The sequence below is a fragment of the Pseudomonas sp. Sample_16 genome (assembly GCF_004307665.1).
Taxonomy (GTDB): Bacteria; Pseudomonadota; Gammaproteobacteria; order Pseudomonadales; family Pseudomonadaceae; genus Aquipseudomonas.
Window position 1 is genome coordinate 19,935 of record NZ_RCOB01000161.1, and the last position, 13,252, is coordinate 33,186.

Genomic DNA, 13,252 nt, shown 5'->3' on the forward strand with positions numbered 1-13,252 from the left:
TATGACCAGCAGCACATTGGCCGGCAATGCCCATCTGGACACCTCGCTCGCCCCCGCCCGGATCCGGGTGACCGGGGACTGGACGCTTGCCCATTACGCCGACCTCAAGCGCCTGAGCGAAAAGCTTGAAGGCCAATACGATGCCAGCACCCACATCGACCTCAACGGTCTCGGCGCCCTGGATACCGCCGGCGCTTCATTGCTGGTGGAACTGCTGGGCTCCGAGCGTCTGGGGCGATCCGCCGAACACCCTGATTGCACCCTCTCCTCTGCCGACCGTGCGTTGCTGCAAACCGTCTACCAGTCGCTGACCGATTTCTGTGTGCCGGTCAAGGAGCCGGAAATCAGCGTCGGCATTCAACTGTTGACCCGCATTGGCCGCGCGGTGGACGCAGTCTGGCAGGACACCCTGCAACTGCTGGGTTTCGTCGGGCTGATTCTGGAAACCCTCGTCCGTGGCCTGTTCCGCCCCAAACGCTGGCGCATCACGCCAATGGTCGCGCACATCGAGCAAACCGGTCTCGATGCCGCGCCCATCGTTGCCTTGCTGACGTTTCTGGTGGGCGCCGTCGTTGCGTTTCTCGGGGCGACCGTGCTGACCACGTTCGGTGCCAGCGTCTTCACGGTGGACCTGGTGGCATTCGCCTTCCTGCGGGAATTCGGCGTGCTGCTGACTGCGATTCTCATGGCCGGGCGCACGGCCAGTGCGTTCACTGCGCAGATCGGTTCGATGAAGGCCAACGAGGAAATCGACGCCATTCGCACCCTCGGTCTCGATCCGATGGAATTACTGGTGGTGCCGCGTGTGCTCGCCCTGCTGGTCTCGTTGCCAATGCTGACCTTTCTGGCGATGGTTTCGGGGATTGTCGGTGGCGGCGTGGTGTGTGCGGTGTCGCTGGATATCTCGCCGGCAATGTTCCTTTCGCTACTGCAATCGGACATCGGTGTTCAGCACTTTCTGGTGGGGATGGTCAAAGCGCCGGTTTTCGCGTTCCTGATTGCCGCTATCGGCTGCCTGGAAGGCTTCAAGGTCAGCGGCAGCGCTGAGTCCGTCGGCGCGCATACCACGTCCAGCGTGGTGCAATCGATTTTCGTGGTGATCGTGCTCGACGCCGTGGCCGCGCTGTTTTTCATGGAGATGAGCTGGTGAGTCGTTTACCTCGAGCGCCCGCCGAGGCGGTGATTGAAGTCCGTGGGCTGTGCAATCGCTTCGGCCGCCAGAGCGTGCATGAAAACCTCGATCTGGATTTGTACAAGGGCGAAATCCTCGCCGTCGTCGGTGGTTCCGGCAGCGGCAAGTCAGTGTTGCTGCGCAGCATTGTCGGCTTGCGTCAGCCCAGCGAAGGCGTGGTCAAAGTGTTCGGGCAAAACCTGCCGACGTTGCCGGAACACGAACGCTCGCTGATTGAGCGGCGTTTTGGCGTGCTGTTTCAGAAAGGCGCCCTGTTCTCTTCCCTGACCGTGACCGAAAACGTCGCGCTGCCCCTGATCGAACACGCCGGCCTGAGCCGCGACGATGCCGAACATCTGGCCGCGGTGAAACTGGCCCTGGCCGGGTTGCCACTGTCAGCGGCGGATAAGTACCCCGCCTCCTTGTCCGGCGGCATGATCAAGCGTGCGGCGCTCGCGCGAGCCTTGGCGCTGGACCCGGACATCCTGTTTCTCGACGAACCCACCGCCGGCCTCGATCCAATTGGCGCGGCGGCGTTCGATCAGCTGATCCTGACCTTGCGCGATGCCTTGGGCCTGAGCGTGTTTCTGGTGACTCACGATCTCGACACGCTCTACACCATCACCGACCGCGTGGCGGTGCTGGCGCAGAAGAAAGTGTTGGTGGCGGATGCCATCGACAAGGTATCGGAAACCGACGACGCGTGGATTCACGAATACTTCCATGGCCCTCGCGGCCGCGCGGCACTGACGGCCGCTCAACAGCTCAACGAGGTCTGACATGGAAACCCGAGCTCATCATGTATTGATCGGCCTGTTCACTGTGATTGTGGTGGCAGGCGCCCTGCTCTTTGGTTTGTTTCTGGCCAAGTCCAGTGTCGATACCGCGTTCAAGGACTACGAAGTCGTGTTCAACGAGGCGGTCAGCGGCTTGTCCAAAGGCAGTTCGGTGCAGTACAGCGGTATCAAGGTCGGCGATGTGATATCGCTGCGCCTGGACCCGCAAGACCCGCGCCGGGTGCTGGCGCGGATCCGCCTGGGCGGCGACACGCCGGTCAAGGAAGACACCCAGGCCAAACTGGCGCTGACCGGGGTCACCGGGACATCGATCATCCAGCTCAGCGGCGGTACGCCACAGAGCCCGACGCTAAAGGGCAAGGACGGCAACCTGCCGACAATCGTAGCATCGCCCTCGCCTATCGCCCGTCTGCTCAACGACAGCAACGACCTGATGGCCGGCGTGAACATGCTGATGCACAACGCCAACCTGATGTTTTCCACGGAAAACATCGAGCGCATCAGCAAGACCCTTGAACATCTGGAGCAAACCACCGGGGTCATTGCCGACCAGCGTGGCGATATTCGCCAGGCCATGCAGCAACTGTCCTCGGTGGGCAAGCAGGCCAGCAGCATGATGGAGCAAACCTCAGCGCTGATGCGCAACGCCAATGGACTGCTCAACGATCAGGGCAAGCAGATGTTCGGCAGCGCCGAGCAAGCGATGAAGTCGCTGGAACAGAGCAGTGCGACGATCAACACATTGCTGAGCAGCAATCAGGACTCGATCAACAACGGCATGCAGGGCCTCAATGGTCTGGCTCCGGCGGTGCGTGAGCTGCGCGAAACCCTCACCGCGCTGCGCGCCATCTCTCAACGCCTCGAGGCCAACCCCAGCGGTTACCTGCTGGGCAGTGACAAGAACAAGGAATTCACTCCATGAAGCTGACCCTCATCGCCCTCCTCGCCGGTTTCATGCTGGTCAGCTCCTGCTCGATCCTGCCCAAGCCCGAGCCGTTCGATGTCTATCGTTTGCCTTCAGCTCAGAGCATTCCGGCGAACAGTCATGGTGCGGCGCAACGCTGGTCGTTGCGCCTGACCAAACTGCAGGCCAGCGAAGCGTTGAACAGTCCGAACATAGCGGTCATTCCTCAGGGCGATGTGATCAGCAGCTACAAAGGCTCGCGCTGGAGCGACCCGGCACCGGTGCTCGTGCGCAATCGCCTGCTCGATGGTTTCCAGCGCGATGGTCGGGTCTCGCTGTTGAGCACCGATGACAGCATTTTCCAGACGGATCTGGAGCTGGGCGGTGTCCTGCAAGCTTTCCAGACCGAATACCAGGGCACGAACGCCAGCGTGGTGGTACGCGTGGATGCATTGCTGGTGCGCAGCTACGACCAGCACATCCTCGCCAGCCGCCGCTTTGAGGTTCGTCAGCCGCTCAATGATGTAAAAGTGCCGGCGGTGGTGGCCGGGTTCGGCCAGGCCAGCGATCAATTGACGGCGCAGGTGGTGAATTGGGCGGTTGAACAAGGCCAGAAAATTGTGCTTCCCGCGAGACCTTGAAGGTTCTGCGGGCCTTATCGCTGGCAAGCCAGCTCCCACAGAAACTGCGCGGTCCTTGTGGGAGCTGGCTTGCCAGCGATAAATGTTGGATTTACCCAAAGAACCAGTAGCAAACCCCGATGGCACCCAGCACGCCGGCCAGCTCCGCCAACAACGCACAGCCCACCGCATGCCGAGCTCGTTGGATACCCACTGCCCCGAAATACACCGCCAGCACATAGAACGTGGTTTCGGTACTGCCCTGAATCGTCGCCGCCACCAGTGCCGGGAAGCTGTCGACGCCGGAGGTCTTCATGGTTTCGATCAGCATCGCCCGGGCGGCGCTGCCTGAGAACGGTTTGACCATGGCAGTGGGCAGTGCATCGACGAAACGCGTGTCCCAGCCGGCCCACTCCACCAGGTGACGAATGCCGTCCAGGCCAAAATCCAAAGCCCCGGACGCTCGCAGCACACCCACCGCGCAGAGCATCGCCACCAGATACGGCAGCAGGTTCTTCGCCACATCGAAGCCTTCCTTGGCGCCTTCGACGAACGCTTCATAGACTTTGACTTTACGCAGCGCACCGATGATCAAGAACAGCATGATCAAGCCGAATAGCGTCAGATTGCCGAGGATCGACGACAAGCCGGCCAGCGCGGTTGCCGACATGGTTCCCAGCAACGCCATGAACCCGCCAAGGACCAAAGCGCCCGGGATCAGATACGCGAGCACGACCGGGTCCCAGACACGCAGGCGTTGCATGAAGGCCACCGCGAGGAAACCCACGATGGTCGAGCAACTGGTGGCCAGCAGGATCGGCAGGAACACCAGCGTCGGATCAGGCGCGCCTTGCTGGGCGCGGTACATGAAGATCGTCACCGGCAGCAGGGTCAGGGAAGAAGCATTGAGCACCAGAAACAGGATTTGAGCATTACTGGCGATGGTGTCACTGGGGTTGAGTTCCTGCAGGGCTTTCATCGCTTTGAGGCCGATGGGCGTGGCGGCGTTGTCCAGGCCAAGGCCGTTGGCGGCGAAGTTCAGGGTAATGAGGCCGATGGCGGGGTGGCCCGGCGGGACTTCCGGCATCAAGCGCAGAAACAGCGGGCCGAGGGCTTTGGCCAGCCACTCGACAATCCCGGCTTTTTCGGCAATCCGCAGGAAACCCAGCCAGAGGGTGAGGGTGCCGAACAGCAATACCATCACTTCGACCGACAATTTGGCCATGGCGAAAATGCTTTCCACCATCGCCGCGAAGATCCCGGCATTGCCGCCGATCAGCCACTGCGCCAGCGCCGAAATCGCGGCCACGATGAAAAAGCCAAGCCACAGGCCATTGAGCATCAGTCAAATCCCCCAAAAGATGCGCGAATGATAGCGGGGTGGCCGGAAACGACAAACCCCGGATTTCTCCGGGGTTTGTCTGGTGCTGTCATTGACTTGTGTAGGAGCAAGGCTTGCCCGCGATCGGGACGCCTCGGTGTATCAGATGCACCGCGCTTTCATTCATCGCGGGCAAGCCATGCTCCTACAGGGCGCGTGTCAGTTGCTGGAAACTTCGCCGGCCGGCAGCTTCTCTTTGCTGCGCCAGTGCGGCAGGGAGTTCCAGTAGCGCTGGCCCTTGGCATCGTCGTACATGCCTTCCCAGCGGGAAATAACCAGCACGGCCAGGGCGTTGCCGATCACGTTCAGTGCGGTACGCGCCATGTCCATGATGCGGTCGACACCGGCGATGAAGGCCAGGCCTTCCAGCGGAATGCCGACGCTGCCCAGGGTAGCCAGCAGCACCACGAAGGAGACGCCCGGTACGCCGGCGATGCCTTTGGAGGTGACCATCAGGGTCAGGACCAGCAGCAGTTGCTGGCTGATCGACAGGTCGATGCCGTACAACTGAGCGATGAAGATCGCCGCGATGCTCTGATACAGAGTCGAACCGTCGAGGTTGAATGAGTAACCGGTCGGCACCACGAAGCTGCAGATGGCTTTCGGCGCGCCGTAGGCTTCCATCTTCTCGATCACGCGCGGCAGCACGGTTTCGGAGGAGGCGGTGGAGTAGGCCAGCACCAGCTCATCCTTGAAGATGCGCATCAGCTTGATCACCGAGAAGCCGAACAGGCGGGCGATCAGGCCCAGTACCACGAAGGCGAAGAAGGCGATGGCGACGTAAACCAGGATCACCAGTTTGGCCAGCGGCAGCAGGGACGCGAAGCCGAAGTTGGCAACGGTGACCGCGATCAGTGCGAAAACGCCGATCGGGGCGTAGTTCATGATCATGTGAGTGACCTTGAACATGCTTTCCGACACGCCCTGGAACATCGTTACCAGCGGGTCGCGCAATTCGGGTTTGAGGCTCGACAGACCGAGACCGAACAACACCGAGAAGAAGATGATCGGCAGCATCTCGCCACGGGCCATGGCCGCGAAGATGTTCGACGGAATCAGGTTGAGGATGGTTTCGATGAACGCGTGTTCATGCTGCACCTCGGCCGCGGTCGCCTGGTACTTGGAGATGTCCACAGTACCCAGGGTGCTCATGTCGATGCCGGCACCCGGATGGAACAGGTTGGCCAGCAACAGGCCAACGACGATGGCAATGGTGGTGACGACTTCAAAGTAGATGATGGTTTTCAGGCCGATGCTGCCGAGCTTCTTTGCATCACCCACGCCAGCAATACCAACGATCAGCGAGGAAATCACGATCGGGATCACGATCATTTTGATCAGACGGATAAAGATATCGCCTGCCGGTTGCAGGACGTTGCTGATCCACCAGGCTTTCTCGGCACTGAAATGGTTGAGCAGCGCACCGATTGCAATCCCCAACACCAGACCGATGAGGATCTGCCAGGCGAGGCTAAGCTTTGCCTTCTTCATATCTTTACCCTTACTTCAGTTTGACTCGGGCAATCGCGTGAGCGGGTTCGCTTGTGGCGAAAAAGTCACGCAAATGCCCCCGTATAAGGAGCCCCGGAGCGCTTGTTAGTGGCTCTCTGGCAGGCGAAAAAAGGCGCAACTATTCCGATGCAAGGAAGCGACGTCTAATGCCGTAAACGCCTACCCTATGCCGAATCGGCATGAGGTTTTTTAGCTGAAAGCGACGTCGCAATCGGTTCGAATGTGACATTTCGGCAGTCATAAGTGCCGTGAACCGGTCATCACAGCGCTAATTGATTGTTTTTTGACCAGTGAATTCGACGGCGAATTACCGATAAAACCGACCAATCCGCCCATGGAATTGCGCGCGGACGCAGGCAATATTTCTCGATATACGGTCGCAGTGGGGGTTATGACGGCAGGGAATTTTGCAGAGACTGAGGCAGGGGCTTTTAAAAGGTGCGGGGATAAACGGGAAGTACGCTGTCACTTGATTGAGCAAGCTCTCCGCAAGTCCGTCGAGCCTTGATCGACCGGCGAACTTGCGTCGCAGCTTTTCCTGACCCGGCCCTTGCGCAGGTACTCCCTGTACCCGTAGGTCACTCCGCCCCTGAAGCAGGCAGAACGTCCCGACCCCTTGGTCATGCGCCAGCCTTCCTCAGGTGGCGCAGGTGGAGAAAAGCGAGGCTTCTCTCACGTGTCTGAAACCTAGTACCAGTTAGGATCTTTCTTGAGTTGCTCCATCAACAAGTCCTGCATGCCCTGGTCCGGCTTACCGATAAATCGGTAGCTGGCATGTCGGGTCGGCGACTTGTCGGCAGGTAATCCCGCAGGCACCTCGACCAGCATGGCGTAGGCATCTTTTTTGTCGAAGCTGACGGCGACAATCAAGCGTTTGTCAGGGCATGTCGCCTTGGATTCGCACAGCGGCCCCACCAGATACTGCTCGCCATCTTCTTCAACGGCATTCATTTGTTCGGCATCGCCGGACAGGTTCATGACCCATTCCGGCAGGCGTTCCTCTTTCTTGACGACGCCTTGCCAGGTTTCCTGGTACTGCGGGTCGGTCTTCAGCAACTCGTTGACCCGCATCTGCCCGTCATTGGCAGCAATCGCCATGGCACTACCGCCCAGTAGCAGGGCGGCTGCCAGTGTCTTCAACGAAACGCTCATGTTCAACCTCGGCCGCGACGGCCAAAGAAGAAGGAAGCAATGAACATCACCAGGAACACGACAAAGAGAATCTTGGCGATACCCGTGGCGGTGCCCGCGATACCACCGAAGCCCAGTACGGCAGCGACAATGGCAATGATCAAGAATGTGATTGCCCAGCTCAACATGGTGATTCTCCTTACGCTTCTATTTTAGAGGTGCTTGTCCCGGCGCATCGAACGCGCCAAGTTTGTGTAATCAGAAAACCCAGCGCTCTTGACGAGGCATCTCGTTCACAGGTTGTGCCTGGTCGACGTCCATCATGCGCATGGCGGCGGTGTCATTCATGCCGCTGCCGGCCGCGCTGAAGTGGGTTTGGATCGGTTGTTGAAACGACACGCGTGGCGCTGCTTGCTGCTGATCCTGCTCCCAGCGCAAAAATTGTTGACCGGCAATCAGAGTGACCAGCAGCGCAAAAACGCAAAACAAGCCTTGCTGGATGTGCAGTGGCGAGAGACGTAATTGGGCGGCACGTTGACGATTCATTCTGAAGCTCCTCCCGCGTGGGGTGATCTGGTTGAGGGCGTTTGTTGTTGCCCTGCATTGCTCAGATCATTGCAGTCGTCATGCCAGCTTTTTTCATCGAAAAAATACGTTATAAATCAATATGTTAGTGATGATTAAAAAGTCTGTTCGGCGGCATCCTGCACGATGCTGCGTTGCCCGTCCGTGCGTAATGCACGATTTGCCATACGGCATCGCAATCATTTTGAATTGAGAGAAGGACGTGACTGTCAGAAAAAGACGCAACTCATGGTGTTTGCAGATAGCTACCCTGAGACGGCGTTAATAGATCAGAATAAACCATGCAACTTGCCCGATTTTTCCGGGACTAACCTAAGATCATTCATTAAGGAGCGTAGGAAAATGGAATCAGCCACCGAGCATCAAGGCCGTATTCTTCTGGTGGATGATGAGTCCGCCATCCTGCGTACCTTTCGATATTGCCTTGAAGACGAAGGCTACAGCGTGGCAACGGCCAACAGCGCTGCCCAGGCCGAAGCGCTGTTGCAGCGTCAGGTGTTCGACCTGTGCTTCCTCGATTTGCGTTTGGGCGAAGACAATGGCCTGGATGTGCTGGCCCAGATGCGCATCCAGGCGCCCTGGATGCGGGTAGTGATCGTTACCGCACACTCGGCCGTGGACACGGCGGTGGATGCAATCCAGGCGGGCGCCGCGGATTATCTGGTCAAGCCGTGCAGCCCCGATCAATTACGTCTGGCTACCGCCAAGCAATTGGAAGTACGGCAATTGTCGGCGCGCTTGGAAGCACTGGAAGGCGAGGTACGCAAACCAAAGGACGGTCTGGACTCTCATAGCCCGGCGATGAAAGTGGTGCTCGAAACCGCACGGCAGGTCGCCAATACCGATGCCAATATCCTCATTCTTGGCGAGTCCGGTACGGGTAAGGGTGAACTGTCCCAAGCCATTCACGGCTGGAGCAAACGCTCCAAGAAGTCGTGCATCACCATCAACTGCCCGTCGCTGACGGCCGAACTGATGGAAAGCGAACTGTTCGGTCACAGCCGTGGTGCGTTTACCGGTGCCAGTGAAAGCACGTTGGGCCGTGTCAACCAAGCCGATGGCGGGACGCTGTTTCTCGACGAGATCGGCGATTTTCCCTTGGTTCTGCAGCCAAAGCTGCTGCGTTTCATCCAGGACAAGGAATACGAACGAGTCGGTGACCCGGTCACGCGCCGCGCCGACGTTCGCATCCTCGCCGCCACAAACCAGAATCTCGAAGACATGGTCCGTGATGGGCGTTTTCGCGAAGACCTGCTCTATCGCCTGAACGTCATCACCCTGCACTTGCCGCCGCTACGCGAGCGCAGGGAAGACATCATCAACCTGGCCGATCGCTTTCTGGCCCGGTTCGTCAAAGAGTACGCGCGTCCGGCGCGGGGGTTCAGTGATGAAGCCATTGAGGCAATGCTCGGTTACCGCTGGCCGGGCAACATCCGCGAGTTGCGCAACGTGGTAGAGCGGGCGAGCATTATCTGCCCGCAGGAGCGTGTCGAGATCACTCACCTGGGGATGGCGGAAACACCGGTCAACAACGCCCCGCGCATTGGTGCCGCGCTGAGTCTGGACGAACTGGAAAAAGCCCACATCGGCGCGGTTCTCGCCACCGCCGGTACACTGGATCAAGCTGCCAAAACCTTGGGAATCGACGCATCGACCCTTTATCGCAAACGCAAACAGTACAACTTGTGAGTCGCCTCCGATGAAGCTGGCGATGAAGTTGCGGACTCGCCTGTTTTTAAGCATTTCCGCGCTGATAACCGTCGCGCTGCTCGGGCTTTTGCTCGGGCTGGTCAGCGTGATGCAGATGGCCGGAAGCCAGGAAGCACTGGTACGCAACAACTTCGTCACCCTGGATATTGGCCTTAAATTGCGCCAGACGCTGGGCGATCAGTTGATCATCATGCTCAGCGAGCGCCCTGATTCCCAAGCCTTCGAAGCCTCCAAACGGCGTTATTTCGAATTGCTGGACCAGGGAATCGCCCAGGAAGCGCAGTCCGAAGGAAACGAGTACGGATTCAAAAAGGCCAAGGCGGATTACCTCAGCTTTATTCGGGCCTATGAAGTTTCGCCCGATCATACTCATGTGCTGTCCGGCAACGATGAACTCACGGAAAGATTCAACGCGCTGCGCAATGGTTTGATCATTGAACACAAGCGCGCCCTGGATAACATCGGCGCGACCGAGCGCAAGGCTCGCGAGCGGGCGCTGTTGGTCGCCGGCCTGCTGGGGTTGGTCGGGTTGGCGGTGTTGATCATCGGCTTCGTGACCGCTCACGCCATCGCCCGGCGTTTTGGCGAACCCATCGAGGCGCTGGCACAAGCGGCGGATAACATCGGGCAGGGGAATTTCGATGTCTTGCTGCCGGTTTATTCCGCCGTCGAGCTCAATCAGCTGACCCGGCGCTTCGGCATCATGGCCGAGGCACTGCGCGAGCATCAGGCGACCAACGTCGATGAGCTGCTGGCCGGTCAGCAACGTTTGCAGGCGGTGCTCGACAGCATCGACGATGGTTTGCTGATGATCGATCGTCAGGGCCATCTGGAGCATCTCAACCCGGTGGCTCAGCGTCAGTTGGGCTGGGACAGTGATCGACTCGGGCAAGGCCTGGGCACAGCGCTGGAGCGTCCTGAGCTTGATGAGCAGCTGCAATTGGTTCTGCGTGGCGGCACGCTGGAGCGGGCGCCCGAAGATCTGAGCATGGAGGTCGATGGCGAGACGCGGCTGCTGACCTACAGCCTCACGCCAGTTAGCCATACCCAGGGCCATATTCTCGGCGCGGTCATGGTGTTGCATGACGTTACCGAGCAGCGTGCCTTCGAACGGGTGCGCAGCGAATTCGTGCTGCGCGCCTCCCATGAATTGCGCACACCGGTCACCGGCATGCACATGGCGTTCGGCCTGTTTCGCGAACGCGCGCACTTCCCGCAGGATTCCCGTGAAGCCGATCTGCTGGACACGGTGAACGAAGAAATGCAGCGCCTGATGCAGCTGATCAACGACCTGCTGAACTTCTCCCGTTACCAGAACGGTCTGCAGAAGCTGGTGCTGGCGCCTTGCTCCATCGAGGATCTGTTGGAGCAGGCGCAGCTTCGCTTTGCCAGAGGTGCCGAAGAGAAGGGCATTGAGCTGTTGATTGAGGTGCAGGGGCCGTTGCCACGCTTGCAGGCCGATCAACCACAGTTGGACCGGGTGCTCGATAATCTGATCGACAACGCGCTGCGCCATACCGCTGCCGGCGGGCTGATCCGCTTGCAGGCGCGGCGCCATGGCGATCGGGTGATCATCAGTGTCGAGGACAACGGCGAAGGCATTGCCTATGGGCAACAGGGGCGGATCTTCGAGCCTTTCGTCCAGGTGGGCCGCAAAAAAGGCGGAGCCGGGCTCGGCCTGGCGTTGTGCAAGGAAATTGTGCAATTGCACGGCGGACGGATGGGCGTTTATTCGCGGCCGGGGCAGGGCACCCAGTTCTACATGGCACTGTCGGTGTAGGCTTCAGGCCTCGTCATCCAGGCGCCGGTTGGTCAGCCGGCGCCCGCGGGTAATCAGTTCGATGAACTGCACGGCGCTCAGCGCGTGGGCGAACAACCAGCCTTGGCCGAACTTCACACCTTCACTGCTCAGTAACGCTGCCTGGGCTTCATGCTCAATGCCTTCGGCAATCACCTTCAGGTGCAGTGATTGCGCCATGTGGATGATGTGCGGGGCTACGCCACTGCTTGCGGCGTCATGGCCCAGCGCATCGATGAAAGCCTTGTCGATCTTCAGGCAATCCACCGGCAGGGTTTGCAAGTAAGCCAGGCTGCAATAGCCGGTGCCGAAATCATCGATCAGCACTTGATGCCCGACATCGCGCAAGGCTTGCAGGTTCTCCCGGGCGACCACCACATCGATCAAACCCCGTTCGGTCACTTCAAAGGCAATCTGCTTGGCTGCCACTCGATGCAACGTCAGCAGGCGCGCCATCACCTGGCCGATGCGCGGAACCATCACATCGCACGCCGCCAGGTTGACGGAGATGTACAGCTGCGGATTGGCCCGAAGCAGTTGCCCAAGTTGTTCAAGCAGGCGTTGCAGGACGAAGTCGGTCATCTGGCGGATCTGCCCGGTGTTCTCTGCCATCGGGATGAACAGGTCGGGGCTGGTCAGCGTGCCATCGGGTCGTCGCCAGCGCAGCAAGGCTTCGGCGCCAACGCAGTTGCGGCTGTCGAGATCGAAGATCGGTTGATACAACACCTGCAATTCGCCCCGGCGTATGGCCCCGGTCAACTCAGCATCCAGCGATTGGCGTTGGCGCACCAGCAGGAACACCAGGAAACCCACGCAGGCTGACAGCAACAGACACACAGGGAGCAGCCACCACCATACGGGCGGAATGTGCGTGCCGGTGCGCGGGCTGATCAGGACCAATTGGTATTCCGGGTTGTCGGTGGGCATTCGGTAAATCAGGCGGGTGTGCGTGACGAGCAAGGCATCGCGGGTCTTTGGTGGCCAGGATACCGTCGGTGGCCACACCTGGGACACACCGAGCACTGGTATCGCCCGCGTGCCGTGGTCAAGGATCACCAACAGGCTGCTGCCCGGTGACAGGTCGACCATGTCGGTCAAATGGCCGCGAGAAGTGGCCACACGGAAGTTGCCGCGGCCGAGCATCAGCGCGGCGCGGTTTTCATCGGGTTCGGTGGTGGTGTTGAGCCAGTAGCTGTAGGTCGGTCCTTTGATGTCCGGTGCCCGCACCAGCGACAAACCTTCCTGGCGGGGGCGGTTGGAGCAGATACGCGAGGCGTCCATATAGGCCGCTTCGTATACGAACCGATAGTTGAAGCTCACTTGCTGCAACGTCGCGATCATTTCGTCATCGCAACTTCGCAGCGGTTGGGCTTCCAGGTCGTCGAGGCTTTCGCGTAGTTGCCCAAACAATTGTTCCAGGCGAGCGAGAAAACGTTCGCCCTGGGCGTTCATTTCCCGGCTTTCTTCTTGCTCGAGCTGGTGGATGGCGATGAAGTAACTGCCCGCCATCATCATCGTTGCGCTCAGGACAGCAGCCAGCATCGCCAGAAACCACGGGCGATAGAACCAACTACGAAATGTCTCTCGAGCAGCAGGCATTGTGGAATATCCGAAGAATTACCAATGAGTTATAGCTGCTGATG

The 13,252-nt window shown here is 59.4% G+C and carries 12 protein-coding genes; 6 read left to right on the forward strand and 6 right to left on the reverse strand.

Annotated features, from left to right (window positions below):
* Nucleotide 1: 1 nt before the first annotated feature.
* From D8U69_RS20990 to D8U69_RS21005, 4 genes are read left to right on the forward strand one after another with little or no spacing between them, the layout of a single operon-like run.
* A complete protein-coding gene (locus D8U69_RS20990) occupies nucleotides 2-1,150 on the forward strand; it encodes an ABC transporter permease (RefSeq protein WP_056854226.1) in 1,149 nt (382 codons plus the stop codon).
* Entirely contained in the window at nucleotides 1,147-1,950 is an 804-nt protein-coding gene (locus D8U69_RS20995; protein WP_056854225.1) for an ATP-binding cassette domain-containing protein, read from the forward strand. Before D8U69_RS20990 ends, D8U69_RS20995 begins: the two co-directional genes overlap by 4 nt.
* A gap of 1 nt (nucleotide 1,951) precedes the next feature.
* Nucleotides 1,952-2,890: an MlaD family protein gene (locus D8U69_RS21000; RefSeq protein ID WP_056854224.1), complete on the forward strand. Its 939-nt coding sequence runs from the start codon at nucleotides 1,952-1,954 to the stop codon at nucleotides 2,888-2,890.
* Nucleotides 2,887-3,513 carry an ABC-type transport auxiliary lipoprotein family protein gene (locus D8U69_RS21005; protein WP_130903769.1) on the forward strand — a complete coding sequence of 209 codons (627 nt, stop codon included), beginning with the start codon at nucleotides 2,887-2,889 and terminating at the stop codon, nucleotides 3,511-3,513. The genes D8U69_RS21000 and D8U69_RS21005 overlap by 4 nt, the downstream gene beginning before the upstream one ends.
* A 91-nt stretch (nucleotides 3,514-3,604) precedes the next feature.
* Here the strand turns inward: D8U69_RS21005 and D8U69_RS21010 are convergent, their stop codons facing one another.
* The 5 genes from D8U69_RS21010 to D8U69_RS21030 form a co-directional block, all read right to left on the reverse strand.
* Nucleotides 3,605-4,834, reverse strand: a complete 1,230-nt coding sequence (locus D8U69_RS21010; protein WP_130908053.1) for a spore maturation protein — start codon at nucleotides 4,832-4,834, stop codon at nucleotides 3,605-3,607.
* Nucleotides 4,835-5,032: 198 nt separating this feature from the next.
* Nucleotides 5,033-6,364 (reverse strand): glutamate/aspartate:proton symporter GltP, encoded by a 1,332-nt coding sequence (gltP, locus tag D8U69_RS21015; protein ID WP_056854221.1) that lies wholly within the window; start codon nucleotides 6,362-6,364, stop codon nucleotides 5,033-5,035.
* Nucleotides 6,365-7,072: 708 nt separating this feature from the next.
* Nucleotides 7,073-7,537, reverse strand: a complete 465-nt coding sequence (locus D8U69_RS21020) for an inhibitor of vertebrate lysozyme family protein (protein WP_056854220.1) — start codon at nucleotides 7,535-7,537, stop codon at nucleotides 7,073-7,075.
* A 2-nt stretch (nucleotides 7,538-7,539) separates the two neighbouring features.
* Nucleotides 7,540-7,704, reverse strand: a complete 165-nt coding sequence (locus D8U69_RS21025) for a DUF1328 domain-containing protein (protein ID WP_003170804.1) — start codon at nucleotides 7,702-7,704, stop codon at nucleotides 7,540-7,542.
* 70 nt (nucleotides 7,705-7,774) lie between these two features.
* Nucleotides 7,775-8,062: a hypothetical protein gene (locus D8U69_RS21030; protein WP_056854219.1), complete on the reverse strand. Its 288-nt coding sequence runs from the start codon at nucleotides 8,060-8,062 to the stop codon at nucleotides 7,775-7,777.
* A 381-nt stretch (nucleotides 8,063-8,443) separates the two neighbouring features.
* On the opposite strand from D8U69_RS21030, the gene algB reads away from it, so the two are divergent.
* Together algB and D8U69_RS21040 are read left to right on the forward strand one after the other, a co-directional pair.
* Entirely contained in the window at nucleotides 8,444-9,790 is a 1,347-nt protein-coding gene (algB, locus tag D8U69_RS21035; RefSeq protein WP_056854218.1) for a sigma-54-dependent response regulator transcription factor AlgB, read from the forward strand.
* Nucleotides 9,791-9,800: 10 nt separating this feature from the next.
* Nucleotides 9,801-11,591, forward strand: a complete 1,791-nt coding sequence (locus D8U69_RS21040) for a KinB sensor domain-containing domain (protein ID WP_130908054.1) — start codon at nucleotides 9,801-9,803, stop codon at nucleotides 11,589-11,591.
* A 3-nt stretch (nucleotides 11,592-11,594) separates the two neighbouring features.
* Here D8U69_RS21040 and D8U69_RS21045 read toward each other — a convergent pair whose 3' ends face one another.
* Nucleotides 11,595-13,208 carry an EAL domain-containing protein gene (locus D8U69_RS21045; protein WP_130903774.1) on the reverse strand — a complete coding sequence of 538 codons (1,614 nt, stop codon included), beginning with the start codon at nucleotides 13,206-13,208 and terminating at the stop codon, nucleotides 11,595-11,597.
* Nucleotides 13,209-13,252 lie beyond the last annotated feature (44 nt).